Raw genomic sequence first — 23,020 nt, 5'->3', positions numbered from 1 at the left:
ATCCTTCTCCCGTTTGGGCCAGCGAGGCCTCTAGCTAGTTCAGCTATTTACTTGATGCGCAAAACTTCAACGCCGGGCAGGGGCTTGCCTTCCATCCATTCAAGAAATGCGCCACCGGCCGTCGAAACATAGGTGAAATCCGCGCTCACACCGGCCTGGTTGAGCGCGGCAACAGTGTCGCCGCCGCCCGCGATCGAGATCAGCTTCTTCGCCTTGGTGCGCTCGGCGGCGTGCCGCGCCGCAGCCATTGTGCCGCGGTCGAAGGGCTGCATCTCGAAGGCGCCGACCGGACCGTTCCAGACCAGCGTTGCCGCATCGTCGATCGCGGCATGGATGCGCACGATCGATTGCGGGCCGACGTCGAGGATCATGCCGTCGGCAGGAATGGCGTCGAGGCCGTATGCATGCGACGGCGCGTTGGCCGCAAAATGATAGGCGACGGTGGCGTCGACCGGCAGGATAATGGCGCAGTTGGCGGCCTCGGCCTTTTCCATGATGCGCAGCGCAGTCGGGGCGAGATCCTTCTCGCACAGCGACTTGCCGACGCCGACGCCCTGGGCGTGCAGGAAGGTGTTGGCCATGCCGCCGCCGATGACGAGCGCGTCGACCTTGGTGACGAGGTTTTCCAACAGGTCGATCTTGGTCGAGACTTTTGCGCCGCCGATGATCGCGATGACCGGCTTGGTCGGCGAGCCCAGCGCCTTCTCCAGCGCGTCGAGCTCGGCCTGCATGGTGCGGCCTGCATAGGCCGGCAGCTTGTGGCCGAGGCCTTCAGTCGAGGCGTGGGCGCGGTGGGAGGCGGAGAACGCGTCGCTGACCCAGATGTCGCCGAGCTTTGCGAGCTCAGCCACGAAGGCCGGATCGTTCTTCTCTTCTTCCTTGTGGAAGCGGGTGTTTTCCAGGCACAGGATGTCGCCGTCCTTCATCGCGGCCACGGCCTTCGCCGCGGGCTCGCCGATGCAATCGTCGGCAAAGGCGACCGGCCTGTTCACGACCTTGGCCAACGCCTCGGCGACGGGCTTCAGCGACTCCTTGGGATCGCGTCCCTTGGGCCGGCCGAAATGCGCGAGCAAAATGACCTTGCCGCCCTTGTCCGCGAGCTCGGTGATGGTCGGCGCGACGCGCTCGAGCCGCGTTGCGTCGGTGACGCGCCCGTTCTCCATGGGCACGTTCAGGTCGACGCGCAGCAGCACGCGCTTGCCCTTCACATTGACGTCGTCGAGGGTGCGGAATTTGTTGGTCATCTTCGGCTCTCTTGTCCCGGGCGCACTAGCGGCGCGAAGCGCTGCTGTGCAGAACCGGGACCCACGTTGCAGCGAGTCTCGCGGTGAAATGGGTCCCGGATCTGCGAAGCAGCGTTTCACGCTGCATCGCGTCCGGGACACGGGAGCGGAGTTAGATCACCTTGCTCATCGCAACGGCGGTATCCGCCATGCGGTTCGAGAAACCCCACTCGTTGTCGTACCAGGACATCACGCGCACCAGCGTGCCGTTCTGCACCTTGGTCTGGTCCTCGTGGAACGTGGACGAGTGCGGATCGTGGTTGAAGTCGATCGAGACGTTCGGCGCCGTGGTGTAGCCGAGGATGCCCTTCAACTGCTGCTCGGAGGCACGCTTCATTGCGGCGTTGATCTCCTTGGCGTCGGTGGCGCGCTTGGCGATGATCTTGAGGTCGACGACCGAGACGTTCGGGGTCGGCACGCGGATCGCGACGCCGTCGAGCTTGCCCTTCAACTCGGGGAGCACGAGGCCGATCGCCTTCGCCGCACCGGTCGAGGTCGGGATCATCGACATCGCAGCCGCGCGGCCGCGGTAGAGATCCTTGTGCATGGTGTCGAGCGTCGGCTGGTCGCCGGTATAGGCGTGGATCGTGGTCATGAAGCCGGTCTCGATGCCGACGAGGTCGTTCAAGACCTTGGCGACCGGCGCGAGGCAGTTGGTGGTGCAGCTTCCGTTGGAGACGACCAGATGATCCCTGGTCAGCGTGTCGTGGTTGACGCCGTAGACGATGGTGGCGTCGGCGCCGTCAGCGGGCGCGGAGACCAGCACGCGCTTGGCGCCGGCGGTCAGATGCGCGGAGGCCTTGTCCTTCGAGGTGAAGATGCCGGTGCACTCCATCGCGATGTCGATGCCGAGATCCTTCCAGGGCAGCTTCGAGGGATCGCGCTCGGCGGTCACCTTGATCTTGTTGCCGCCGAGGCTGATCGTGTCGCCATCGACGGTGACGGTGCCGGGGAAACGGCCGTGGACGCTGTCGAAGCGGAGCAGGTGCGCGTTGGTCTCGACCGGGCCGAGGTCGTTGATGCCGACCACCTCGATGTCCTTGCGGCCGGACTCTGCGATGGCCCGCAGGATGTTGCGGCCGATGCGACCAAACCCGTTAATTCCGACGCGGACTGCCATCATTCGTCTCCTTCAATGACCATTTTCATCCCGCAAGGCTGCCAGCGCGCCTGCGAGGGTTTTTAGACGGACGCCCGGTTCGGCCGGGCGGGACTGGTTCATATGAGGAGCTTGGTAATCCTTTTTGCCGGCAAGCTCAACACTCAGGATACGCGCTTCAGCACAGCGTTAACTGCGGCCTCAGCGGTAATTCCAAAGTGCTTGAAAAGGTCCTTTGCAGGGGCGCTGGCACCGAAGGAACGCATGCCGATAAATTCGCCATCCTGGCCGATCACGGCATCCCAGCCCCAGCGCACCGCGGCTTCGATCGCGACCTTCACCGGCGCATTGCCGATGATTGCGGCGCGCTTGGCCTCTGGTTGCGCTAACAACAGTTCCAGCGACGGCACCGAGACAACCCGCGACGGGATGCCGCGTTCGGCGAGCTGGCGCTGCGCGGCGACCGCGATCTCGACCTCGGAGCCGGATGCAAAGAAAGTTGCCTTGGCTTCGCCCTGCGCCGGGACCAGCTCGTAGGCGCCCTCCGCGCAAGGGTTGTCGTTCCGCGCGATGGTACGGAGCTGCGGCAGGTTCTGGCGCGTCAGTGCCAGCACAGTCGGCCCGTCGACACGGTTGAGCGCCAGCTCCCAGCACTCGGCGACCTCGACGGCGTCGCAGGGGCGGAACACGCGCATGTTCGGGATCGCACGCAGCGCCGAGAGATGCTCGACCGGCTGATGGGTCGGGCCGTCTTCGCCGAGGCCGATGGAGTCGTGGGTCATCACATAGACCACGCCGGCGCCCATCAGCGCGGCAAGCCGCATCGCCGGCCGCGCATAATCGGTGAACACCAGGAAGGTCGCGCCGTTGGGTGCGAAACCGCCATGCAGGAAAATGCCGTTCATGGCCGCGGCCATGCCGTGCTCGCGGATGCCATAATGGATGAAGCGGCCCTTCGGCGTCTTGGCGGAGAAGGCCGTGGCTGACTTCGCCTTGTTGTTGTTGGAGCCGGTGAGGTCGGCGGAGCCCGCCAGAAATTCCATCGGCATCGCGCCGGCGATGACTTCGATCACGGCTTCCGAGGATTTGCGGGTGGCCGCAATCATCGGCTTTTCCAGGAGCTCCTTCTTGTACGTCTTCAGCGCCTTTGCGAGCGAGGCCGGCCGCTCATGGCGCAGGCGGCGCTCGAATTCGGCGCGCTTGCGGCTGCCGAGCTGACTGATCCGATCTTCCCACTCCTTGCGGGCGGCGGCGCCGCGGCTTCCGGCTGCGCGCCAGGCCTTCAGTACGTCGTCGGGCACCGAGAACGGCTCGAGCGAGATGCCGAGCTTTTCCTTGGCGCCCTTCAATTCATCGGCGCCGAGCGCCTCGCCATGCGCCTTGGCGGTGCCGGCTCTGGTCGGTGCGCCGTAGCCGATCGTGGTGCGGCAGGCGATCAGCGTCGGCTTGTTCGACTTCTGCGCGCGCGTGATGGCGGCTGCGATCGCGGCCTGGTCGTGGCCGTCGATCTTCTCGGCGGCCCAGCCGGCGGATTTGAAGCGCTTCACCTGGTCGACGGAATCGGCGATCGAGGTCGGACCGTCGATCGAGATGCCGTTGTCATCGTAGAGCACGATCAGCTTGCCGAGCTTCCAGTGCCCGGCCATCGCGATCGCTTCCTGCGACACGCCTTCCATCAGGTCGCCGTCGGAGGCGAGCACATAGGTGTGGTGGTCGACGATCTTCTTGCCGAACTCGGCGGCGAGCATCTTCTCCGCCAGCGCCATGCCGACCGCGGTCGAGATGCCCTGGCCGAGCGGGCCGGTGGTGGTCTCGATGCCCTTGGTGTGGAAGTTCTCGGGGTGGCCGGGCGTGAGCGAGCCGAGCTGGCGGAAGTTCTTGAGCTGGTCCAGCGTCATGTCCGGATTGCCGGTGAGGAACAGCAGCGAATAGAGCAGCATCGAGCCGTGGCCGGCCGAGAGCACGAAGCGGTCGCGATCGGGCCAGTTGGTGGCAGTGGCGTCGTATTTCAGGAACTGCGTGAACAGGACGGTGGCGATGTCGGCGGCGCCCATCGGCAGGCCGGGATGGCCCGATTTGGCCTTCTCGACGGCGTCCATCGAAAGGCCGCGGATCGCATTGGCCATACGGGTGTGGTCGACCTGCGTCATGATGAAAATCCGTCTGAAATGAAGCGCTTGGTGGCGGTGTGGGCCGCGTGGGGACGAGCCTGGCAGCCGCTCGGGTCGGGGCTGGGATAGCATCTCGGTTCCCCGAGTCCAAGGCAATCAAACGCGTTCCCGGGCCGAAAAGTTGCTTATCGGTGCATAGTTCTGCGGCGGCGTTGCGCTGGCCTTCCTTGCCACGTAAATATTTGCTTCTAACCGCTTGCCGAACCGAGTCTTTTGCCGGACGGCAAGCTCACATGAAGGTTCGCCGCTAACTGCATGAGCGATCGCGCTGCCACCAGTTCCGCCATGACGGAGTCGTCCGCCCTCGAGATCGAGATCGCGACCCGCAGGCTCATGGCGGCGCTCGACGCGCTGGAGAGCGCGGTCGAACGCCGCCGCGATGCCGATCGCGACGAGAACGAGCTTGCGACGCGCATTCAGGCACTGGGCGCAGATCGCTCGCGTCTGGCCGACGAACTCGACGGTGCGCTGGTGAAGGCGCGCAAGCTCGAACGCACCAGTCGCGACATCTCCGATCGGCTCGACGCCGCGATCGTCACGATACGCTCGGTGCTCGATACCGGAGAGGACTCATGAGCCACATCAACGTCACCATCAACGGCCGGCAATTCCGCATGGCCTGCGAGGAAGGGCAGGAAGTGCGGCTTCTGAAGCTCGCGGAGAGCTTCGAGTCCCGCATTCAGGCGCTGCGCGGCAAGTTCGGCGAGATCGGCGATGCCAGGCTCACCGTGATGGCCGCGCTGATGGCGTGCGACGAGCTGTTCGACGCTGGCAATCGCGTCCGCACCCTGGAAGCCGAGGTCACCGAGCTGCGCGACTTCCGCAACGCCGCCGCCGAGCGCGCGCGGATCACGCAGACCGCGGTCGTCAACGCGCTGAATGCCGCGGCCGAGCGGATCGAAAAGTCGACACAAGTACTGAACCGGACCGTCGGCAACGGCATCGCGATCGGGTGATCGCGGGCACCGGGCTGGCGGTTCGGAACTTTCGTTGTTACATTGACCGAGCGAGGCTGCGACGCACGTCAGGAGCCATATATCCCCGGGGCCTTATCGATCCTTTAGGGAACTGTCCCTGGCCGGGTCCGTGGACCCGGACATATGGTGCCCACCTACTTTCGTAGGGAACTCCGGGATCGAGTGCTTCAACGGCGATTGCGGCCTCGCACTTTCTGCCCTTCTGCTTTGTGCCTGTCGAATTCTGCGCGTCAGACTGCGGCGGTTCTGTTTGGTGCGATGTCATGCCCCGGCCTGAGCGGGGCATCCAGTACGCTGCGGCGCTCGAGTGATGCTTCACCGCCTCTGGACTACTGGATCAGCCGCATTCGCGGGTGATGACGTTGGAGAGCCAAGCACATGAGCAATTCCAAGTCCGACCTTCGTGCCAAAGCCCTCGCGGCGCGCGACGCGCTCAGTGACAAGAAGCGCGCTTCCGCCGCGACAAAGCTCGCCAGGCGCGGCCTGCCTTTCAAGCTCCTGCCCGGCAGCATTGTCTCCGGCTATTCGCCGATCCGCAACGAGATCGACCCGGCGCCGTTGATGCGCAAACTTGCAGACGAGGGTGCGCGGCTCGCGCTGCCCTGTGTCACCACGCGCGGCAAGTCGCTGATCTTCCGGCTATGGCATCCGAACGACCGCCTGATGCTCGGCCCGCTCGGCATTCCCGAGCCGTCGCCGGCCGCTGCTGAAGTGATTCCGGACATCATGCTGACGCCGCTCGCGGCCTTCGACCGTCTCGGCCATCGCATCGGCTATGGTGCGGGGCATTACGACTTCACCTTCGCGCATCTGCGCAAGACCAAGCACGTGCTGGGTATCGGGGTGGCGTTTGCGGCGCAAGAGATCGAGGCTGTTCCTGCACTATCGCACGACGTCGCGCTGGATTATGTGCTAACGGAATCGGACGTTTTCGATTTCCGGAGTCCTGAAGTTGCGCATTCTCTTCGTGGGTGACGTCGTCGGCCGTGCCGGCCGCACGGCGATCTCCGAACATCTTCCCGGCATGATCCGCGACTGGTCGCTCGATTTCGTCGTCGTCAATGGCGAGAACTCGGCCGGCGGTTTCGGCATCACCGAAGCGATCTATCAGGAACTGCTGGATGCCGGCGCCGACGCGGTGACGCTCGGCAATCATTCCTGGGACCAGCGCGAGGCGCTTGTTTTCATCGAGCGCGCCGAGCGCCTGGTGCGGCCGGCGAACTATCCGCGCGGCACGCCCGGCCGTGGTGCAGCGCTGGTCGAGACCAAGAACGGCAAGCATGCGCTCGTCGTCAACGCGCTCGGTCGCGTCTTCATGACGCCGTTCGACGATCCCTTCGCTGCACTTGAGCGCGAGCTCGGCGCCTGTCCGCTCGGCGTTGCGGCCGATGCGATCGTCGTCGACTTCCATTGCGAGGCAAGCAGCGAGAAACAGGGCATCGGCTATTTCTGCGACGGCCGCGCCAGCCTCGTCGTCGGCACGCACACCCATGTGCCGACCGCCGATCACCAGATCCTCGCGGGCGGCACCGCCTACATGACCGACGCCGGCATGACCGGCGATTACGATTCGATCATCGGCATGCAGAAGGAAGAGCCGCTGCGCCGCTTTACGTCGGGCATTCCGTCGGGTCGGTTCGAGCCGGCCGGCGGTGTTGCGACGCTGAGCGGCGTGGCCGTGGAGACGGACGACACCACGGGGCTCGCGCTCCGCATCGCGCCGGTGCGTGCGGGCGGCCGGCTGGAGCCGGCGACGCCGAGGTTTTGGTTGAGTTAGTTGTTGCCGCAAATTCGGTGTCATCCCGGACAAGCGTAAGCGCAGATCCGGGATCGATAGCCACAGGGAGTGGCTGTGGCGCGAGCTGGTAACCACGAGTCTTCGCCAAACTTAGCCCTGTGGTTATGGGTCTTGGATCGGCGCGCCGCGCTAGCAACGCTGCGCGTTGCCAGAGTTCCGCTTGTCCGGACGACATGGGAAATATCGCGCTTCGCCGCGCAGCGGCGCGCACTCACCCCTGCCTAAATCCCATCCGGAACGCGCCCCAGTGCTTGCCTTTCACCACGATCGGCGCTGACAGATCCTTCATCAGCACGAACTGTCCGCCGCCCATGTCGCGGCGGTAGGTTTGCAGCAGGAACGGTTTTGTATTCGCCGCCACCTTCTTCACCGCTCGGTCCGAGAACAGGCGGCGGTTGCGGCAATTGGCGTTGTTCCAGACCGGGTCCTTGCCCTGCGGCAGGCGGTAGTTGGGATTGTGCGTCGGCAGATAGCCGCCCCTGGCCCAGGCGACGCAGAACACGATGCGCGGATCGGACTTTTGGATCGGGTCCTGGATCGCAGGCAGCACGCGGTCGGTGAATTCGACGTAGCTGGTGAGATATTGCTTTGGATCGGTGCCGGGAATTTCCCGATAATTCTCGTCCATCAGCTTGTCGAGCGTGATCTCGCCGCGATCGACGGCGGCCTCGAATTCGGCCGAGATTTGTTTGGCGGTGTCGACGACGACACGGATCAGCGGTGCGTCCGATGTCTCGACGCCGCTGTCGGCGATCAGCGCAATCAAGCCTTCGGAGGTCTCAAGAAGCTTTGCGACGCGCTCGTCGGCGTTCCTGAGATCTCGCGACGAAAGGTCGACGCCCTTGGCGAGCTCACTGAGCTCTGAAATGACGGTGTCGCAATGGCCGAGGTTGGAGGTCGCAGCACGCGCGACGCCGTCGATCTCCTGGCCGACCGAGGCGATGCCCTGCTGCACGCGCGCGATGATGCCGGAAATCTGCTGGGCGCCTTCGCCGGCGCTCTTGGCGCGCAGCGAAGCGTCGCTGCTCTCGCCGATCAGGCTGCCGATCTGGCCGTCGAGATCGCGCACGGTGTCGGAGATCTGCTGCGTGGCCTGGCGCGTGCCTTCGGCGAGGTTTTTGACTTCGCTGGCGACCACGGCGAAGCCGCGGCCGGCAGTCCCAGCGCGCGCCGCTTCGATGGTGGCATTGAGCGCGAGCAGATTGGTTTGCTTGGCGATCGCTTCGATCGAGCCGGAGACTTTTGCGACCTGCGACAGCGCGGCGCCGACGGCACCGAGCCGGGCCTCGATGCGTCCGACCGCTTCGACGAGCTCGGCGATGTGTTGCACCGCTGCGTCCACGGCGCTGCGCGATTGCACGATTTCGCCGACGGCCGCCGAGGTGGTCGATTGCACCGCTTGTGATGCGTTGGCGATGTCGCGATTGGCGGAGACCATCGTCTCGGCCGTCGTTTGCAGATGGTGGAACCGTTCCGACTGGTTGGCGACGCGGCTTGCGACCTCCTGGACGTTGCCGGCGATGTCGGCGAGCTCCACTCCGAGGCCGCCGATGCGGTCGGCGAGCTGGTCGATGAGCCGCTCGGCCAGCGACCGGTTGGATCCGGTGTCCAATACTGCAAGTTGCGCGGCGGACATGTTGCGAGCTTCCTTCAGCCGGCGCCGATCGACCGGCGCACGCGGCGTCCCACTTCCAGTCGGAAGTTAGATCGTGATTCGCGCAGCCGGTCTTGCCTGAGCGTGCACGGAAGCGTGCTTATGTTCGTTCGGCTCGAATTCTAGAGCTTATAGGCGGTGCGGAATCCGCCCCAGTGTCGACCCTGGACGCGGATCGGCACATCGATCTCGCGCATCATCACGGTGTTGCCGTTGCCCATGTCGCGCGCATAGCTCTGGACCAGGTAGGAGCGGGTGTTGCGCGCCGCAGCAAGGCCCGCCGGGTCGTTGAAGATGCGGCGATTGCGGCAATTGGCCGTGTTCCAGGCGACATCACCCGGACGCTGCGGATGCGAATAAATCTTGTTGTGCACCGGCAAAAAGCCGTTGCGATCGACCATGGCCGAGAAAGCGAGGCGCGGTTCCTTCGCCAGAAACGCTTCCTGGAACGGCGGCAATGCGCGGTCGGCCCAGTCGAGATAGCGGGTGCGGTATTGCTGCGGATTGGTGCCTGATATTTCGACGTAGGCGGTGTCGAAGAGATCGTCGAGCGAGACCTCGCCGCGCGCCACGGCCTGCTCGAAGATTTTTGTCAGCGCGCTGCCTGCTTCCATGGCGCGGGTCACCAGCTCGGTGTTCTCCTCGTGGATCGACCAGAGCTTGTCCTCGATCTTTTCGCGAAGCTCCGCATTGGCGGCGACGAACTGCGCTCGCGCGCCGGCCTTGGTCTGCTCGGTGACGCGCAGGCGGCAGGCGCCGACATCCTGGAGCGTGCCCTCGAGGCTCTCGTTGGCTGCAAACTTTCCGGCATCCGCGCCGCCGATCAGCACGCCGTCCATCGAAATCTCGTAGACCGGCATGGTCACAGCGCCGCGCGCGGACTTGATCTCGAGCTTGAGATGACAGGGCAGCCGCTCGGTCTTGCGGCGGTCGTCATGCTCGCTCTGCCGCAACAGCACCGCGCAACGCGACTTGAGCTTTTGCGCAAACGTCGTGACGGCTTTGCCGGCGCTGGCGACGTTCTCGCCATGCGCCTCCGCCGCCGTGGTCGCGGCGTCGATCTCGGCGGCGCTGTCGCCGACGGAGACGATGAACTGCGACGCGGTCGCGGCATTGCCGGAGATTTCGTTGGTCGTGGCGTTCTGCTCGGCCACCGCGCCGTCGACGGTCTCGAACACGGGGCGGATCGCCTCGATTGCCTGCGAGATGCGATGCACCGCATCGGCCGAGCCGGCGGCGTCCTTTTGCAGCGTCTCGATCTTCTTGGTGATCTCTTCCGTCGCGCTCTGGGTCTGTACCGCGAGCGCCTTGACCTCGGTGGCGACAACGGCAAAGCCCTTGCCGGCGGCGCCTGCGCGCGCCGCCTCGATGGTCGAGTTGAGCGCGAGCAGCGTGGTCTGGCGTGCGATCTGCGCGATCAGATTGACGACGTTGCCGATCGCCGCCGAGGATTCGCGCAGGCGGTCGACATTGGCGCGTGCTTCCTGTGCGGCCGCGCTGGCCTGGTCGGCGAGCTTGCCGGCTTCACGCACCTGCGCGCCGATGCCCTGCGCCGACTGGGTGAACTTGTCGGCGGCGTTGGCGAAGGTGGTGGCGGTCGACTGCGCGGCACTGGTGCGCCCGGTCAGCGCGTCGGTGCGCGCGCGGATGGTCGCAAGCGTGGTGGCGGTGGCGTCAGCCCCGCTCGCCACCGAGCTCGCGGCCTTCTCGAGCTGGCGGATCATGGCGCCGAGCTCGAGTTCCAAAAGTTCCAGAATTTCCTTGGCCGAATCGCCCTCGGAGGCCACGGCCTGTTCGACGGCGGGCTGGGCAGCCTGCGGGGTCGCCGCGGGCGCAGCCTCGTCCGGTACGCGCTTCCGAAACATTCCGAACGCCATCAGGTCAACTCTTGTCGGGAGAAAGGACGGCAGTATTTTCACCGGCCGGAATGAAATCAGGGTTAACAGCTGCCTGAAATCTATGCACAAATAGCTACGGTATTACCTGAGATCCCTAGAAAGTCTTCCACTTTGGTAGGATGGCGGCCTATAAGGCCGCGCTTCACACCAATTTCCCCGGACGATTCCCGAGAGACCACGCATGGCCGGACATTCCCAATTCAAGAACATCATGCACCGCAAGGGGCGGCAGGATGCGCAGAAATCGAAGCTGTTCGGCAAGCTGGCCCGGGAAATCACTGTCGCCGCCAAGCTCGGGACGCCCGATCCCAACATGAACCCACGCCTGCGGGCCGCCATTGTCGCGGCGCGGCAGGAGAACATGCCGAAGGACAATATCGAGCGCGCGATCAAGAAGGCGCTCGGCAGCGAGGGCGAGAACTATGACGAGATCCGCTACGAGGGCTATGGCCCCGGCGGTGTCGCCGTCATCGTCGAGGCGCTGACCGACAACCGCAACCGCGCCGCCTCCGATATCCGCTCCTTCTTCACCAAATCCGGCGGCAATCTCGGCGAAACCGGCTCGGTCGCCTTCATGTTCGACCGCACCGGCATCATCGAATATGACCGCAGCGTCGCCTCCGACGACGCGGTGCTGGATGCCGCGATCGAGGCCGGCGCCGACGACGTCGTCTCGGACGAAGGTGGTCACGAGATCTACGCCTCGACCGAAGGCTATCGCGACGTCGCCAAAGCGCTGGAAGCCAAGTTCGGCGAGCCGCGCAAGGCTGCCCTGATCTGGAAGCCGCAGAACACGGTCGCGGTCGACGACGAGGCCGGCGAGAAGCTCTTGAAGCTGATGGATTTGCTCAACGAGCACGACGACGTCCAGAACGTCTACGCCAACTTCGAGATTTCGGACGCGCTGATGGCGAAGATGGGCGGGTAGAAGCTTTCGTGTCCCGGACGCGGCGCATCGTTTCACGCTGCGCCGCGCCCGGGGCACGAGACCATACTTCCCCGGGGACTTTCGTTCCGTTTCTGTTTCGCTTCCTCCGGCCAGCCGCTATCACTGGCCCATGACTGCGCTCCCGATTCGCGGCCCCGTTCGCATCATCGGCATCGACCCCGGCCTGCGCCGCACCGGCTGGGGCGTGATCGAGGCTGACGGCAACAGGCTGATTTACGTCGCCTGCGGCTCGGTGGAACCGCCGGACAATTTGCCGCTGTCGAACCGGCTGCTGGCGATCCATGAGGGGCTCGGCGCGGTGCTGTCTGCGCACCAGCCGATGGAAGCCGCCGTCGAGCAGACCTTCGTCAACAAGGACGGCGTCGCGACGCTGAAACTCGGCCAGGCCCGCGGCGTCGCCATGCTGGCGCCCGCGATGTTCGGCATCTCGGTCGCCGAATATGCGCCCAACCAGGTCAAGAAGACGGTGGTCGGCGCCGGCCACGCCGACAAGAACCAGATCGCCGTCATGCTGAAGATCCTCTTGCCCAAGGCGGAGCCGCCCTCGGCGGACGCGGCCGACGCGCTCGCCGTCGCCATTACGCATGCCCATCATCGCCAGAGCACCGCGCTCCGGCTGAAGGTGGCCGGCCTATGAAGTGCAGGCTCAACTCTTCGCCGTCATGCCCGGCCTTGTGCCGGGCATCCACGTTCTTTCTTGCCGATACCAAGGACGTGGATGGCCGGGACAAGCCCGGCCATGACGGAGGGGATGGACTTGCCGTGACCGAGGGTGCGCGATGATCGGCAAGCTGAAGGGCCTGATCGATTCCTACGGCGAGGACTATGTGATCCTCGATGTCGGCGGCGTCGGCTATCAGGTGCATTGCTCGGCGCGCACGCTGCAGCATCTGCCGTCGCCGGGCGAAGCCGCGGTGCTCTCCATTGAAACGTATGTGCGCGAGGACCAGATCAAGCTGTTCGGCTTCCGCACCGACACTGAGCGCGAATGGTTTCGCCTGCTGCAGACCGTGCAGGGCGTCGGGGCAAAGGTCGCGCTCGCGGTGCTCGGCACGCTCAACCCGTCCGATCTCGCCAACGCGATCGCGCTGCGCGACAAGGCGGCGGTGGCGCGCACGCCGGGCGTCGGCCCAAAGGTCGCCGAGCGCATCGTCACCGAGCTCAAAGACAAGGCGCCGGCGTTTGCGAATGTCGATCCTGCCGTGGTGCATCTGGCCGGTGCCATCGACGAGCAGCGCGCGCCGCGCCCCGTGGCGGATGCGATCTCCGCGCTGGTCAATCTCGGCTATGGCCAGCCGCAGGCGGCCGCCGCCATTGCGGCGGCGTCGCGCAATGCCGGCGAAAAGGCCGAAACGGCCCAGCTCATTCGTCTGGGCCTGAAGGAATTGTCGAAATAGACTGGTCGGCGCCGGCCCCGACTGACCAAGGAATGTACGTTTCGCCATGCTGAGTAAAGACGACAAGGAACTCATCGACGCCGCGACCAAGGCGATCAGCCAGCGCTATCGCAACGATTGGCAGGAGGTCGGCGCCGCCATGCGCACGCGTGATGGCCGTATCGTGACCGGCGTGAACATCGACGCCTATATCGGCCGCATCGCGGTCTGTGCCGAAGCGATCGCCATCGGCCGCGCCATCACCGAGACCGGCGACCACGGCATCGAGACCATCGTTGCCGTGCGTCATCCGAAGCCCGACGAGCCCGGCAAGATCGCTGTCGTCTCGCCCTGCGGCATCTGCCGCGAGTTGATCCACGATTACGATGCCAAGGCCCGTGTCATCGTTCCCAACAGCGGCAAGACGCCGAAGGTCGTGACCATCGGCGAACTGCTGCCGAACAAGTACCGGCGAGGCAACGAGTGAACGGGCCCTCCCGCATGGGCATGCCGGCGGCACGCGACTATTCAGCCGGCGCCATTGTCGGCCGTTTCGCGCGTACGATCGGTATCGTCCTGATTTTTTCCGTCGCGGGACCGCTGACCATGGCGGCGCTGATTTCGCTGATCGCCGTCGCGCTCGGCGCGACGCTGCTGCAGATGTTCCTCGCGCTTCTCGAACTCGAGGCGCTGCGCACCATGGTTTCGGTTGCCGTCGTGCTGCTCGCGATCGCGACGATGCTCGCGGCGATTCTGCCGGCCGTCGCGGCCGGACTGGTCTTTGCGCTGGCTGCGATCTATGGCGGCGTCAATATGATCTGGATGGCGTGGTTGGCCGCGGCCATTGCCGTCGCCGGCTTTGTCGCGTTCGGCACGTTCGTCGTGCCCTCGGAATCATCGGCCCTGATTTTGCCGGATGTCCGGTCGGCACAGCAGGCGCTGAAGCTGTCGGCGGTGCTCGCCGTGCTGACAATCATTCCAGCCAGCCTGTGCTGGTGGCTCGCGAAACCTTTGCACCGTGGTAGCATCGTCGCATGAACACGCCCTCCCGCATGGTCACGCCCGAGCGCCGCAGCGACGATGTCGGCGACACCGCGATGCGCCCGCAGACCCTGACCGATTTCGTCGGCCAGCAGCAGGCCCGCAAGAACCTCTCCGTGTTCATCGAGGCCGCGCGCAAGCGCGGCGAGGCGCTCGACCACGTGCTGTTCGTCGGTCCCCCCGGCCTCGGCAAGACCACGCTGGCGCAGATCGTCGCAAAAGAGCTTGGCGTCGGGTTTCGCGCGACATCGGGCCCGGTGATCGCCAAGGCTGGCGATCTCGCCGCACTCCTCACCAATCTCGAAGAGCGTGACGTGCTCTTCATCGACGAGATCCATCGCCTGAGCCCTGCGGTCGAAGAGGTGCTCTATCCCGCGATGGAGGATTTTCAGCTCGATCTCATCATCGGCGAAGGCCCCGCCGCGCGCTCGGTGAAGATCGAGCTGTCGAAGTTCACGCTGGTCGGGGCGACGACACGCGCGGGCCTGCTCACCAATCCGCTGCGAGATCGTTTCGGCATTCCGATCAGGCTGAATTTTTACACTATCGAGGAGCTGGAGAAGATCGTCACCCGCGGCGCGCGCGTGCTCAATGTCGGCATGACCGCTGACGGCGCCAACGAGATCGCGCGCCGTGCCCGTGGTACCCCGCGCATCGCCGGTCGCCTGCTGCGCCGTGTGCGCGACTTTGCCTCGGCCGCGAATGCCGATCAGATCGACCGTGAGATCGCCGACCACGCGCTGAGCGCGCTCGAGGTCGATGCGGCCGGTCTCGATGCCATGGACCGCCGCTACCTCTCAACCATCGCGCTCAACTATGGCGGCGGCCCCGTCGGCGTCGAGACGATGGCGGCGGCGCTCTCCGAGCCGCGCGATGCGATCGAGGACATCATTGAACCCTATCTGATCCAGTGCGGCTATCTCCAGCGCACTCCGCGCGGCCGTCTCCTGACCTCGCATGCCTTCAGGCATCTCGGCATCAACGAGCCGACGCGCGATCCCGCGCAGTTCGGCCTGTTCGGCGGTGACGAGAGCGACGACTAGGCGCTGCAGGAAATCTGCACGGGCCCACCAAATTTCCGCTCCAATCGGGCCCCATCAAGGAAACGCATCACGATCGGGTCTTCATGCTCACGCGGCGGAAATTCCTTGGTTCAATCGGCGGCCTGTCCGCCCTCGGCGTCTCGACAGCGGCCTATGGCGTCGGCGTCGAGCCGATGCGGCTGCGCATCAAGCGCTATCATCCGATGCCGCGGCAATGGCCTGCCGATTTCCCGCTCCGCATCGCCGTGCTCGCCGATCTCCATGCCTGCGATCCCTGGATGTCGCTGGACCGGATCGAAGGGATCGTCGAGCGCACCAATGCGCTCAAGCCTGATATCGTCGTGCTGCTCGGCGACTACGTCGCCGGCCACCGCCGCGTCACGCGTTTCATCCCGGCGAACGAATGGGCGGCAGTGCTTGCCCGGCTCAAGGCGCCGCTCGGCATACATGCCATCATGGGCAACCATGATTATTGGGACGACAAGATCGTGCAGCGGGCAGGGCGCGGGCCGACGGTCGCGCATCGCGCGCTCGAGGCCGCCGGCATTCCCGTCTACGAGAACGACGCGGTGCGGATCACCAGCAACGGCCGTCCGTTCTGGCTCGCCGGCCTCGGCGACCAGCTTGCCTATCTGCCGGCGCGACGCATCCGCACCGTCGCGCGCGTCGGTGTCGACGATCTCAACGAGACGCTTGCAAAGATCACTGATGATGCGCCGGTGATCCTGCTTGCGCATGAGCCGAACATCGCCACGCGCGTTCCGGCGCGCGTCGCGCTGCAATTGTCCGGGCATACCCATGGCGGCCAGATCCGCGTGCTCGGCTGGTCGCCGGCGCTGCCGGTGCAGCAGGGCCTCAAGCTCGCCTATGGCCACATCAGGCTGAAATGCGACGTCATCATCTCCGGCGGGCTCGGCTGCAGCATTCTGCCGGTCCGCGTCGGCGTGCCGCCGGAAATCGTGCTGGTGACGCTGGGCCGGACGGTGTCGGCCGTATCCTGACTGCGCTTGCACAAGGCTCCGATTTTGCGCAAAACGGGCGCTTCCGAGTGCGAAGCGAGGCGCGCGACGTGACTGACCATCTCGACGGCGAGATCCGTGACGGCCGCCACCACATGCAGGTGCGGGTCTATTACGAAGACACGGATTTTTCCGGCATCGTCTATCACGCCAATTATCTCCGCTTCATGGAACGCGGGCGCACCAATCATCTGCGGCTGATGGGCGCCGAGCAGCATGCGCTGTTCGAGCAGGCCGCGACTGAGACCCCGGGCTTTGCCTTCGTCGTGCGCTCGATGCATCTGGACTTCATGAAGCCCGCGCGCATGGACGACGTGCTCGACATCGTGACCTGGCCGGTCGCGGTGAAGGGCGCCTCCATCATGCTGAACCAGGAGGTGCGGCGCGGCGAGGACGTGCTGGTCAAAGCCGAGGTGCGCGTTGCCTTCATCAGCGGCGGTCGTGCCCAGCCGATCCCGAAGACGATCCGCACCCTGATGAAGGCCGATGTGATTTCGTGATCGGGCGATAGGCAATCGGCCATCGACTCCGCGATTTCCCGCGATAGATTGCGGCCCAAAGCATTCGAGGAGTCCAGCCATGTCGCGCCCACCGCTTCCACCCTTCACGCGCGAGACCGCCGCGCAAAAGGCCCGCATGGCCGAGGACGCCTGGAATTCGCGCGATCCGGTGCGGGTGTCGCTGGCCTATACCGAGGACAGCCGCTGGCGCAATCGCTCGGAAGTGTTTCAAGGGCGCGCGGCGATCGTGGAGTTTTTGACGCGCAAATGGGAGAAGGAGCAGGACTACCGCCTGATCAAGGATCTCTGGGCCTTTGACGGCAACCGCATCGCGGTGCGCTTCCAATACGAATGGCACGATGCCGGCGGCCAGTGGTATCGCTCCTACGGCAACGAGCAGTGGGAGTTCGACGAGCACGGCCTGATGAAGCGCCGCGAAGCCTCGATCAACGATATCGCGATTGCCGAGAAGGACCGGCGTTTCCATTGGGCCGCGCCGCGCCCGAGGCCGGCGGATGTGCCGGGGCTGGGAGATAGCCCGTTCTAGGCCTTCGTCAGAAACCGCGTAATCACGCCGCCGAGTTTTGCGCTGTCGAGTGGCTCCTCCAGCGACGCCTTGGCCGTGGCGACGACGTCGTCGGGCGCCTTGCCGTCGCGCAGTTCGCAGCAGATTTTTGCAAAGTCCACGTCGAATTCCGGGTGCGGTTGCACGGACAGCGTGGTGCCGCCTTCGTAGAGCAGGCCGGCATGCGGCGTGAAGTCGGACGACAGGATCGTGCGTGCGCCGGCAGGGGCCTCGATCACCTGGTCCTGATGCGAGCAGGCAATCGCCAACTGATCGCCGTCGACGATGCCGTTGTCCGGCGTCACCTGATAGACATGCCGGCCGATCCCCCAGCCCTTGCCGGATTTCTCCACCACGCCGCCGAGCGCCTGTGCGATCAACTGATGACCGAAGCAGACGCCGACCATCGGCGTTCCCCTGGCATGGACGGCGCGCACGAAATCTTCCAGCGGTGCGATCCAGACGAGGCCATCGTAAACGCCTGCGGCCGCACCGGTGATCAGGACGGCATCGACTTCGCCCGGGTCGGGCAGCGCGCCGCCATCGGGGATGCTGACGACGTCGAAGGTCGCAGCCGGATCCGCGGCGCGAACCATGCGCTCGAACATGTCCGGAAAGGAGCCGTGGCGCTCGCGGTACTTTTTGGGAACGTGCCCGGTCTCGATGATGGTGATGCGTGCCATGGGGAGCGAGCCGATGATGCTGACGCCCTGAGGTAGCATCGCGGGCGTGTGTCTCCAAGGCCTTGGTGCGCAGGCAGGCCATGCGCCAAATAATCAGTGTCGCCCCGGCTTCCTTCACCTCGCCTCGCTTGCGGGGAGAGGTCGATCGCGAAGCGATCGGGTGAGGGGGACTCTCCGCGGGTCCTATAGTCTCCGTCCCCGCGGAGGCTCCCCCTCATCCCGACCTTCTCCCCGCAAGCGGGGAGAAGGAAAAGAGATTTACGCCGCCGCCTTCCGCCGCGCGAGCTCGTGCTTGTACAGCTCGAACTCCTCGGCGATCGCCCTGGTGAACGACGGCCGCGTCTTCAGGCGCTCGAAATACGCCTTCAGGTTCGGCCATTTCGCGAGGTCGATCGGCGGCGTCGCCATGGTCCAGTTGATGACCGTGACGAGATAGGCGTCGGCCACGGTGAAATGGTCGAGCAGGAATTCGCGGCCCTTCAGGTGATTGTCGAGATAGTCGAGCCGCGACAGGTTCTTCTCCAGCGCGTAGGCCTTGGTCTCCTGAGGAGCCTTGCGGTCGAGCAGGGGAATGAACAACCCCTTGTGCAGCTCGGTGCCGATGAAGCAGAGCCATTGATGCAGGCGCGTGCGGTCGATGCCTGCCGGGGTGCCGATTCCGGATTGCGGAAAGCGGTCTGCGACGTATTGCAGGATCGCCGCGTTCTCCGTCAGCACCACGCCGTCGTCTGTGCGCAGCGTCGGCACCAGGCCGATCGGGTTGACGGCGCGGAAGTCGGAGCCGTCCTTCAGCACGGTCTTGCTCGGAGAATCGACCTCGAGATAGGTCGCATCCGCGCCTGCCTCATAGAGCGCAACGCGGGTCGCCATCGAACAGGCGAGGGGCGAGAAATAAAGATCCACTTGGGGCCTCCTTGGGCATTTCCTTTGATGGAAGTGTCGTTCAACCTGGCCAAGTTGATTTTTGTACTGTCTTGCATAATATGGGGTTAGTCAAGGAATATTTTGCGAAATGGTACAAAAAAGCAAAGGCCCGCCGATCTCTGATCCGACCCCGCCAAAGAGGCGCGGCCGGCCACGCGCCTATGAGCCTGATGTCGCACTCGGCAAGGCGCTCGACCTGTTCCGCACCCAAGGTTTTGCGGCGACGTCGCTGGACGATCTCTCCGAAGCAACCGGCATGAACCGGCCGAGCCTCTATGGCGCGTTCGGCGACAAGCGCGAGCTCTACATCAAGAGCTATCAGCGCTACCGCGACGAGGCGCGCGCGGCGATGGCCGACATCTTTCGCCAGGAGCTGCCGCTGCGCGAGCGGCTGGAAAGGATCTTTGCTTCCGCGCTCAACATCTATCTCTCCGGCGAGACCGGTCCGCGCGGCTGCTTCACGGTTGTAACCGCGGCCTCGGAGGCCGTCGGCGATCCCGATATCCGTGCCATGGTGCTGGACGGCCTGAGCGAGCTCGACAAGGCGTTCGGTCTTTGCTTCCGCCGGGCCAAGGAGAAGGGTGAGCTGCCCGAAAGTGCCGACCCCGCCGTGCTGGCGCAGATCGCGTCTGCGACCGTGCACTCAATCGCGATCCGCTCGCGCGCCCGTGTGCCGCGCAAGGAGTTGGAGGCGATCGTGAAGGGCACGATCGACGTGATGATCGGCGTTGGTTCCAAGGGGTAGTCCGCGTATAATCCCGACGCACGCGAAGGTTCCATTGATGACGCTCAGCTTTGCACGCGGGTTCGCTCTCGCATCGGGTTTGGTGGCTCTCTGCATGGGCGGGCGGACGGCGCATGCCCAGGCCGCGCCGGTGCCTTACATGAATTCAAGCGGGCTGATGGGCTGGGGTGACAGCCTGGGCTTCGATGCGAACGATCCGCAATCAAGACTTCCAAAAGGCTGGTTCATGTCCTCTTCGCGCAGCAGCACCGCGGCGTGGAGCATGAATGGCTTCGATCAAACGCGGGCGTTCGGCAATTTCGGCGCGCTGTCGTCTGATGGTGTCAAGTTCGGCTACAATTTTGCCAACTCGCCCGTCACGGTCTTCACCGGCTTCGACACTTTGAAATACAATTACGGGTCCGGCGCTCCGCCGCTGACGCCGTTCGATTCTACCTCGTCGACGCTGCCGGGCGGCTATCGCGCGAGCGCGGGAATAGAATTCCGTCCGACGTCGAATCTCAGCCTGTCGTTCGGGGCGAGTTTCACCCAGCAGCAATCCCCCGGACTGGTTGACAGCGACATCCATTCGACGCTGCCGCCAGGCGCTTCGCCGCTGGCGTTCGGCCGCCGCTAACTGGGACGACAGTGAGGGGCCTAGTACCCCCGCGCCCGGTCCACCACATTCTCAAGCGCGCCGCCCGCCTCGAACCGCTTGATCTGCGCCGCCACATATTTCGAGATCTCGTCCGCATCGGTGTCGGCCGCATTGTGCGGCGTCAGCACCACCTTGGGGTGGCTCCAGAACCGGCTATCAGTAGGCAGCGGTTCCTGCACGAACACATCGAGCGAGGCGGCGCCCAGCGTGCCGTCATCGAGGCAGGCGAGGATGTCGGCCTCGGTCTGCAGGCCGCCGCGGCCGGCATTGATCAGCACGGGGGCGCCGAGCGGTCCCTTACGGTGGAGCTTTGCGAAGACGTCGCGGTTGAGGATGCCGTGCGTCTCCGGCGTCAGCGGCAACAGGCAGACCAGGATGTCCGTTTCGCGCAAGAACGCATCGAGCCCGGAATCGCCGTGAAAACATGCGACGCCCTCGACAGTCCGCGCGCTGCGGCTCCAGCCCACGACGCGGAAGCCGATGCGCTTCAGCGCACCGGCGGCATCGATGCCGAGCGTGCCGAGGCCCATGATTCCGACGGTGACGGCGCTCGCCGGCCACTGATATTTCGGCTCCCAGATCTTCTCGCGCTGCGACTGCCGCAGGTAAAGCTCCTGCCGATGATGCATCAGCACGTGCAGCACGACATATTCGGTCATGCGGCCCGTGAGATCGGGCACGGCGACGCGGACCAGCGGCACGTCGGGCAGCGTGCGGTCGGCCATCAGCGCATCGACACCGGCGCCGAGGTTGAAGATCGCGCGCAGGTTCGGAAATCCTGCGAGCGTGCCCGGAACCGGCTTCCACACTGCGGCATAATGCACGCTGGCCGGATCGAGACCACTGGGCAGCGGCATCACGACGCGGTCGCCGCACACTGCGTCGAACCGCGCTTTCCAGCGCTCGGGTGACCAGTTCTGCGAGTTGCTGTTGATCAGGAGGGCGAGTGCGCCTTTCGTCATTTACGGATATCCAATCTGCCGGCAGCTCAATCTTGCAGTCTCCATGGCACGACTGGCCGGATATTTCCCGCAAATTATTTCCGCATCGCTGTCGGGGCAGGGCATAGTGGGCCGTCTTCAGTTTGAGAACAGGATTTGTTGCCCATGCTCTATGCCATCCTCTGCTATCACGACGAGGATTTCGTCGGTTCCTGGAGCAAGGAACAGGACGAAGCCGTGATGAAGAAGCTTGCCGTGGTGCAGGACAGGCTCACCAGCCAGGGCCGGCTCGGTCCGGTGGCGCGGCTGCTGCCGACCACGGCGGCCGCGACCTTGCGCAAGGAGAATCCGCCGCTGGTGCTCGACGGTCCCTATGCCGAGACCAAGGAGCAGTTGCTCGGCTTCTACATCGTCGATTGCAAGAATCTCGACGACGCCCTCGACGTCGCGCGCGAGCTGGGGGCGGCCAATCCGGGCGGCGCCTATGAGGTGCGTCCTGTCGGCGTGTTCAGGCCCGGAGGGAATTTGACGTGAGCGATACCGATGCCGCCTGGATCGAGACCGCGCTGACCTCGGCGCGTCCCCAGGCGGTCGGCGCGCTCTTGCGCTACTTCCGCGATCTCGATACGGCCGAAGAGGCCTTCCAGAACGCCTGCCTGCGCGCGCTAAAAACCTGGCCGCAGAACGGACCGCCGCGCGATCCCGCCGCCTGGCTGATCATGGTCGGCCGCAACGTCGCGATCGACGAGGTGCGCCGCAACCGCAAGCAGCAACCGCTGCCCGAGGACGACCAGCCGATCTCCGACCTCGACGATGCCGAAGGCGCGCTGGCCGAGCGGCTCGACGGGTCGCATTATCGCGACGACATCTTGCGGCTGATGTTCATCTGCTGCCATCCGGAATTGCCGGCGACGCAGCAGATTGCGCTGGCGCTGCGCATCGTCTCGGGCCTCACCGTCAAGCAGATCGCGCGCGCCTTCCTGGTGTCGGAAGCGGCGATGGAGCAGCGCATCACGCGGGCGAAGGCGCGCATCGCGGATGCCGACGTTCCCTTCGAAACGCCGGGTGCGATCGAGCGGTCCGAGCGGCTCGCCGGTGTCGCCGCGATGATCTATTTGATCTTCAACGAGGGCTATTCGGCGAGCGGCGATACCGCCGCGATCCGAAAGCCCCTGTGCGAGGAGGCGATCCGGCTGGCGCGCCTCTTGCTGCGGCTGTTCCAGAGCGAGCCGGAGATCATGGGTCTGACCGCGCTGCTGCTGTTGCAGCACGCGCGCCACGAGGCGCGCTTTGCGACCGACGGCTCGCTGATCCTGCTCGAAGACCAGGACCGTACCCTGTGGAGCCGTCCCATGATCGCGGAGGGGCTGGCGCTGATCGACAAGGCGATGCGTCACCGCCGCCCCGGGCCCTATCAGATCCAGGCGGCGATCGCAGCGCTCCATGCGCGCGCGGCAACGCCGGAGGAGACCGACTGGGCGCAGATCGACCTGCTCTATGGTGCGCTGGAGCTGGCGCAGCCTTCGCCGGTGGTGACGCTCAACCGCGCGGTGGCGGCCTCGAAGGTGCGTGGGCCGCAAGCCGCGCTCGACATGATCGAGCCGCTGGCGCCGAAGCTCGCCAACTATTTCCATTTTTACGGCGTCCGCGGCGCCTTCCTGATGCAACTCGGCCGCAACGACGAAGCCCGAATCGCCTTCGACCGCGCCATCGCGCT

General features: G+C 65.1%; 25 protein-coding genes and 1 other RNA gene. 18 read left to right on the top strand and 8 right to left on the bottom strand.

The genetic code is table 11. The features are described 5' to 3' along the window. Positions 1 to 47: 47 nt before the first annotated feature. The 3 genes from C2U70_RS19915 to tkt all read right to left on the bottom strand — a co-directional run bounded on the left by C2U70_RS19915 (position 48) and on the right by tkt (position 4,532). On the bottom strand, positions 48 to 1,244 hold the full coding sequence (locus C2U70_RS19915) for a phosphoglycerate kinase (protein ID WP_140980124.1): 1,197 nt from the start codon (positions 1,242 to 1,244) through the stop codon (positions 48 to 50). 151 nt (positions 1,245 to 1,395) lie between these two features. Further along, positions 1,396 to 2,403 carry a type I glyceraldehyde-3-phosphate dehydrogenase gene (gene gap, locus C2U70_RS19910; protein ID WP_140980123.1) on the bottom strand — a complete coding sequence of 336 codons (1,008 nt, stop codon included), beginning with the start codon at positions 2,401 to 2,403 and terminating at the stop codon, positions 1,396 to 1,398. Positions 2,404 to 2,546: 143 nt separating this feature from the next. Further along, the gene (tkt, locus tag C2U70_RS19905; RefSeq protein ID WP_140980122.1) at positions 2,547 to 4,532 is read right to left on the bottom strand and encodes a transketolase; all 1,986 of its coding nucleotides are present in this window, start codon (positions 4,530 to 4,532) and stop codon (positions 2,547 to 2,549) included. 306 nt (positions 4,533 to 4,838) lie between these two features. On the opposite strand from tkt, the gene C2U70_RS19900 reads away from it, so the two are divergent. The 5 genes from C2U70_RS19900 (at position 4,839) to C2U70_RS19880 (ending at position 7,307) form a co-directional block, all read left to right on the top strand. Beyond that, the gene (locus C2U70_RS19900) at positions 4,839 to 5,129 is read left to right on the top strand and encodes a DUF4164 domain-containing protein (protein ID WP_140980121.1); all 291 of its coding nucleotides are present in this window, start codon (positions 4,839 to 4,841) and stop codon (positions 5,127 to 5,129) included. Beyond that, positions 5,126 to 5,509 carry a cell division protein ZapA gene (locus C2U70_RS19895; protein WP_140980120.1) on the top strand — a complete coding sequence of 128 codons (384 nt, stop codon included), beginning with the start codon at positions 5,126 to 5,128 and terminating at the stop codon, positions 5,507 to 5,509. Before C2U70_RS19900 ends, C2U70_RS19895 begins: the two co-directional genes overlap by 4 nt. Positions 5,510 to 5,559: 50 nt before the next feature. Continuing rightward, positions 5,560 to 5,720, top strand: a non-coding RNA gene (gene ssrS, locus C2U70_RS19890) — 6S RNA. Positions 5,721 to 5,908: 188 nt separating this feature from the next. Next, positions 5,909 to 6,505, top strand: a complete 597-nt coding sequence (locus tag C2U70_RS19885) for a 5-formyltetrahydrofolate cyclo-ligase (RefSeq protein WP_140980119.1) — start codon at positions 5,909 to 5,911, stop codon at positions 6,503 to 6,505. Next, positions 6,483 to 7,307, top strand: a complete 825-nt coding sequence (locus C2U70_RS19880; protein WP_186294370.1) for a TIGR00282 family metallophosphoesterase — start codon at positions 6,483 to 6,485, stop codon at positions 7,305 to 7,307. The genes C2U70_RS19885 and C2U70_RS19880 overlap by 23 nt, the downstream gene beginning before the upstream one ends. Before the next feature lie 232 nt (positions 7,308 to 7,539). On the opposite strand, the gene C2U70_RS19875 is transcribed toward C2U70_RS19880, so the two are convergent. Beyond that, positions 7,540 to 8,964, bottom strand: coding sequence for a methyl-accepting chemotaxis protein (locus tag C2U70_RS19875; protein ID WP_140980118.1), 1,425 nt, complete (start codon positions 8,962 to 8,964; stop codon positions 7,540 to 7,542). 140 nt (positions 8,965 to 9,104) lie between these two features. Further along, positions 9,105 to 10,859 (bottom strand): methyl-accepting chemotaxis protein, encoded by a 1,755-nt coding sequence (locus C2U70_RS19870; protein ID WP_140980117.1) that lies wholly within the window; start codon positions 10,857 to 10,859, stop codon positions 9,105 to 9,107. A 202-nt stretch (positions 10,860 to 11,061) separates the two neighbouring features. Between C2U70_RS19870 and C2U70_RS19865 the strand changes: the two genes are divergently transcribed. The 9 genes from C2U70_RS19865 (at position 11,062) to C2U70_RS19825 (ending at position 17,355) form a co-directional block, all read left to right on the top strand. Next, complete coding sequence (locus C2U70_RS19865) at positions 11,062 to 11,808, top strand: YebC/PmpR family DNA-binding transcriptional regulator (protein WP_140980116.1); 747 nt, start codon at positions 11,062 to 11,064, stop codon at positions 11,806 to 11,808. Positions 11,809 to 11,938: 130 nt separating this feature from the next. Continuing rightward, complete coding sequence (gene ruvC, locus C2U70_RS19860; RefSeq protein WP_140980115.1) at positions 11,939 to 12,466, top strand: crossover junction endodeoxyribonuclease RuvC; 528 nt, start codon at positions 11,939 to 11,941, stop codon at positions 12,464 to 12,466. 142 nt (positions 12,467 to 12,608) lie between these two features. After that, positions 12,609 to 13,226 (top strand): Holliday junction branch migration protein RuvA, encoded by a 618-nt coding sequence (ruvA, locus tag C2U70_RS19855; protein ID WP_140980114.1) that lies wholly within the window; start codon positions 12,609 to 12,611, stop codon positions 13,224 to 13,226. A gap of 46 nt (positions 13,227 to 13,272) precedes the next feature. Next, positions 13,273 to 13,692 carry a cytidine deaminase gene (locus C2U70_RS19850; RefSeq protein ID WP_140980113.1) on the top strand — a complete coding sequence of 140 codons (420 nt, stop codon included), beginning with the start codon at positions 13,273 to 13,275 and terminating at the stop codon, positions 13,690 to 13,692. Then, a complete protein-coding gene (locus tag C2U70_RS19845) occupies positions 13,689 to 14,243 on the top strand; it encodes a hypothetical protein (protein ID WP_246666799.1) in 555 nt (184 codons plus the stop codon). Before C2U70_RS19850 ends, C2U70_RS19845 begins: the two co-directional genes overlap by 4 nt. Beyond that, on the top strand, positions 14,240 to 15,289 hold the full coding sequence (gene ruvB / locus C2U70_RS19840; RefSeq protein WP_140980112.1) for a Holliday junction branch migration DNA helicase RuvB: 1,050 nt from the start codon (positions 14,240 to 14,242) through the stop codon (positions 15,287 to 15,289). The genes C2U70_RS19845 and ruvB overlap by 4 nt, the downstream gene beginning before the upstream one ends. 83 nt (positions 15,290 to 15,372) lie before the next feature. Further along, entirely contained in the window at positions 15,373 to 16,290 is a 918-nt protein-coding gene (locus C2U70_RS19835; protein ID WP_140980111.1) for a metallophosphoesterase, read from the top strand. 113 nt (positions 16,291 to 16,403) lie between these two features. Next, on the top strand, positions 16,404 to 16,808 hold the full coding sequence (gene ybgC / locus C2U70_RS19830; RefSeq protein WP_433960689.1) for a tol-pal system-associated acyl-CoA thioesterase: 405 nt from the start codon (positions 16,404 to 16,406) through the stop codon (positions 16,806 to 16,808). A gap of 79 nt (positions 16,809 to 16,887) precedes the next feature. Further along, the gene (locus C2U70_RS19825; RefSeq protein WP_140980109.1) at positions 16,888 to 17,355 is read left to right on the top strand and encodes a DUF1348 family protein; all 468 of its coding nucleotides are present in this window, start codon (positions 16,888 to 16,890) and stop codon (positions 17,353 to 17,355) included. Here the strand turns inward: C2U70_RS19825 and C2U70_RS19820 are convergent. Both C2U70_RS19820 and C2U70_RS19815 read right to left on the bottom strand, forming a co-directional pair. After that, positions 17,352 to 18,056 carry a type 1 glutamine amidotransferase gene (locus tag C2U70_RS19820; RefSeq protein ID WP_140980108.1) on the bottom strand — a complete coding sequence of 235 codons (705 nt, stop codon included), beginning with the start codon at positions 18,054 to 18,056 and terminating at the stop codon, positions 17,352 to 17,354. The genes C2U70_RS19825 and C2U70_RS19820 overlap by 4 nt on opposite strands. A gap of 258 nt (positions 18,057 to 18,314) precedes the next feature. Continuing rightward, positions 18,315 to 18,959 carry a glutathione binding-like protein gene (locus C2U70_RS19815; protein WP_140980107.1) on the bottom strand — a complete coding sequence of 215 codons (645 nt, stop codon included), beginning with the start codon at positions 18,957 to 18,959 and terminating at the stop codon, positions 18,315 to 18,317. 109 nt (positions 18,960 to 19,068) lie between these two features. Here C2U70_RS19815 and C2U70_RS19810 point away from each other — a divergent pair, with 109 nt between their 5' ends. Together C2U70_RS19810 and C2U70_RS19805 are read left to right on the top strand one after the other, a co-directional pair. Beyond that, a complete protein-coding gene (locus tag C2U70_RS19810; RefSeq protein WP_140980106.1) occupies positions 19,069 to 19,725 on the top strand; it encodes a TetR/AcrR family transcriptional regulator in 657 nt (218 codons plus the stop codon). 94 nt (positions 19,726 to 19,819) lie between these two features. Then, complete coding sequence (locus C2U70_RS19805; RefSeq protein ID WP_246666798.1) at positions 19,820 to 20,341, top strand: hypothetical protein; 522 nt, start codon at positions 19,820 to 19,822, stop codon at positions 20,339 to 20,341. Between the two features lie 20 nt (positions 20,342 to 20,361). Here C2U70_RS19805 and C2U70_RS19800 read toward each other — a convergent pair whose 3' ends face one another. Next, positions 20,362 to 21,324, bottom strand: a complete 963-nt coding sequence (locus tag C2U70_RS19800; RefSeq protein ID WP_140980104.1) for a 2-hydroxyacid dehydrogenase — start codon at positions 21,322 to 21,324, stop codon at positions 20,362 to 20,364. A 144-nt stretch (positions 21,325 to 21,468) separates the two neighbouring features. Between C2U70_RS19800 and C2U70_RS19795 the strand changes: the two genes are divergently transcribed. Beyond that, complete coding sequence (locus C2U70_RS19795; protein ID WP_140980103.1) at positions 21,469 to 21,837, top strand: YciI family protein; 369 nt, start codon at positions 21,469 to 21,471, stop codon at positions 21,835 to 21,837. Continuing rightward, positions 21,834 to 23,020: RNA polymerase sigma factor (locus C2U70_RS19790; protein WP_140980102.1), on the top strand; the 1,187-nt coding region annotated here is incomplete at its 3' end. The genes C2U70_RS19795 and C2U70_RS19790, both read left to right, overlap by 4 nt.

It is taken from the genome of Bradyrhizobium guangdongense (assembly GCF_006483445.1).
GTDB classification, from domain to species: domain Bacteria; phylum Pseudomonadota; class Alphaproteobacteria; order Rhizobiales; family Xanthobacteraceae; genus Bradyrhizobium; species Bradyrhizobium guangdongense_A.
The sequence above is the reverse complement of the archived record's forward strand: the minus strand, read 5'-3'. Positions and strand labels throughout refer to the sequence as shown.